This is a genomic window from Stieleria sedimenti, assembly GCF_025060895.1.
In the GTDB taxonomy this organism is placed as follows: domain Bacteria; phylum Planctomycetota; class Planctomycetia; order Pirellulales; family Pirellulaceae; genus Stieleria; species Stieleria sedimenti.
Map to the genome: position 1 here is coordinate 1 of NZ_JANZKV010000110.1, position 2,371 is coordinate 2,371.

Annotated in this window: 3 protein-coding genes; 1 reads left to right on the top strand and 2 read right to left on the bottom strand. The window is 58.6% G+C overall.

Going from position 1 to position 2,371, the window contains the following annotated elements:
- Positions 1–127 precede the first annotated feature (127 nt).
- Positions 128–991: a hypothetical protein gene (locus tag NZK35_RS15320; protein WP_259633412.1), complete on the top strand. Its 864-nt coding sequence runs from the start codon at positions 128–130 to the stop codon at positions 989–991.
- Between the two features lie 146 nt (positions 992–1,137).
- On the opposite strand, the gene NZK35_RS15325 is transcribed toward NZK35_RS15320, so the two are convergent.
- Both NZK35_RS15325 and NZK35_RS15330 read right to left on the bottom strand, forming a co-directional pair.
- The gene (locus tag NZK35_RS15325; protein ID WP_259633413.1) at positions 1,138–1,677 is read right to left on the bottom strand and encodes a Uma2 family endonuclease; all 540 of its coding nucleotides are present in this window, start codon (positions 1,675–1,677) and stop codon (positions 1,138–1,140) included.
- Between the two features lie 133 nt (positions 1,678–1,810).
- On the bottom strand, positions 1,811–2,206 hold the full coding sequence (locus NZK35_RS15330; RefSeq protein ID WP_259633414.1) for a DUF2784 domain-containing protein: 396 nt from the start codon (positions 2,204–2,206) through the stop codon (positions 1,811–1,813).
- Positions 2,207–2,371 lie beyond the last annotated feature (165 nt).

The following is a 2,371-nucleotide window of genomic DNA, read 5'->3' on the forward strand; positions in this document are numbered from 1 at the left end:
TTAACTTAGCGGTATTGGCCCTTGGCCCCCTGACCCACGCCACACCAATCGCTCTTGCACCGCGATTGTGAATCTGCGAGTTTCACGGTCCACCTTCAACTCGAGTCAGTGTAAGGAGACCGGAACCGTGGACCGTTATTGCCTCGCCATCGCATTCACCCTCGCCGCCTTAGGGTCGACCGGCTTTGCCGCCGACGATGAATCGACCAAATACTTGCTGCGTTATTCGTTGACCGGCGGGCAAAAGCTCAGCTACGAAGTCACGCACGTGGCAAAGACCAAAACGCGGCTGAAGGGTGACGAGGAAATCTCACAGGTCCACACCGTCAGCCAACGACATTGGGCCGTCACGCACGTCGACGGCGACGAGATGACCTTCGATCACGTCGTCGATTCCGTCGAAATGACCCAACAGCAAGGCGACAAAGAAGAGATCCGTTGGTCCAGCGGATCCGGTGAAGAACCGCCCCGTGTGTTCTCCAAAGTGGCCGAACAGATCGGAAAGACATTGGCCACCGTGACAATCAACCCACGCGGCCAAGAAACCGATCGCCAAGACAACGGCGGCAGCAAAGCGTCACTGGGAATGGGATCCCTGTCCCTGGCCTTACCCGACGAACCGATCGCGATCGGCGACTCCTGGGCGATCCCCCGTGAAATCAAGACGCGGACCGAAGACGGATTGGTCAAACCGATCAAGATCCGTGAACTCTACACGCTGGAAAAAGTGAAATCCGGCGTCGCCACGTTGTCGGTCCGCAGTGAACCGCTGACGCCGATCGAAGAGCAATCCGTGCGGGCCCAAGTCGTCCAACAACTCAGCAACGGCACGATCAAGTTCGACCTGGACGCCGGGCACATGATCAGCAAGGAACTCAATTGGGACGAGACCGTGGTCGGATTCCAAGGCCCCAACAGCATGATGGAATACCGCGCCCGGATGACCGAACAATTGATCGACAGCGTCGTTCGAACCGCCCGCCGGCCCTAGAAGGATTCGCCGCAACCCATCCTCAGCCACTCTCCCTCTGGGAGGGTCGCGGAGGAGTTTACACTCGGAGCGGGGAGGGTCTATGCGGGACGGTCAAGCGGTCATCCACGATTCTCAAGCCTCACGCAGACTCCCCGCGCCGACATTCACAGAAACAACGAATCGCGATCGATCTGAATTTCGCAATCATCGCAGATCGACAGTCTGATGGTTTCGTTGACGACCTCGTGGTTCCAGTCCCCGGTCGGCGTTCGTCGATAGGCCTCCAGCGTCTCACCATCCGGGTCGATCAGCAGATAAGTCTGCACTCCGTTTTCGCGATACAAATCACGTTTGGCTTCGCGATCACGCCCAGCCGTCGATTCCGATTGAATTTCCGCGACCAGCGCAGGCGGGCTTTCGACGTGTTCTTCGGGTGCGTCTCCGCAGATCACCACCACATCGGGACGCACCACCGTCTCGTCGCTCACGATCCAGTCGATCTCGTACAGCACGCTCGCGCGGCATTGCTGTTTTCTGATTTGCGACTCGATCTCAAACACCACATTCTTGGCGATCCTCTGGTGGGGGCCAAATGGGCTTGGCGTCATCGACACCGGAATCCCCTGCCAAAGTTCCCAGTCGCCTTCCCACTGCCGATAGTCTGCGACGGTGTAGTGCGGCAAATAGCGAGGGGCTGCTGACATGGGGAGTTGCCGAAAGTGGGTGGGCGAGCCGGGCCGGCGAAGGTCAATCGAATCCATGTTACCAAAGCTCGCCCAAGGAGCAAAAAGCTCCAGCCCTGCCAGACCACTCCAGCCCCACCCCATTTCTTGACCTTCAACTGCTGTGCCGCCAGCGCGCCGGGACGAACACCAAATTCGCGACGACCAATGCACCGAACAGCGTGTAACCAACCGTGAACGCCCACGGCTCCAGATCAAAAAACATCGCGTCGTGCAGCCAATTGGCGATGAAATCCCCTTGGTAAGCCTGGCCTCCCGCGGCCGATCGAAAGTCCTTTTCCAGCGTCGTCAGCGGGCACGTCACGCCCGCCCAGGCTTCCAAGACGACGACCAGAATCATCGTCAAATGAATGCCGCGAAACCAGCGGTTCCGCACCCAACCCCAGCCCAACACCGCGCCGGCCATCGTCAACGGAACCCCCACGACGACGAACGCGACGTATCCGAAATGAATCGCGACGGTCAGATCAGCGAGTAGCTTGTAATACATCCCATCCTCCGTTTGAAAGCCGCCTGTTCACCAGACAGACGACTCCACCACGGAGACGGATTCCAAGATCACAAAATTTTGCGGAAGATACCTATTCCGAACCTCTTCCCCCCATCGTTCTGCCCCCATCGTTCTGCCCCCATCGTTGTCGCGGTAGGGACGGCT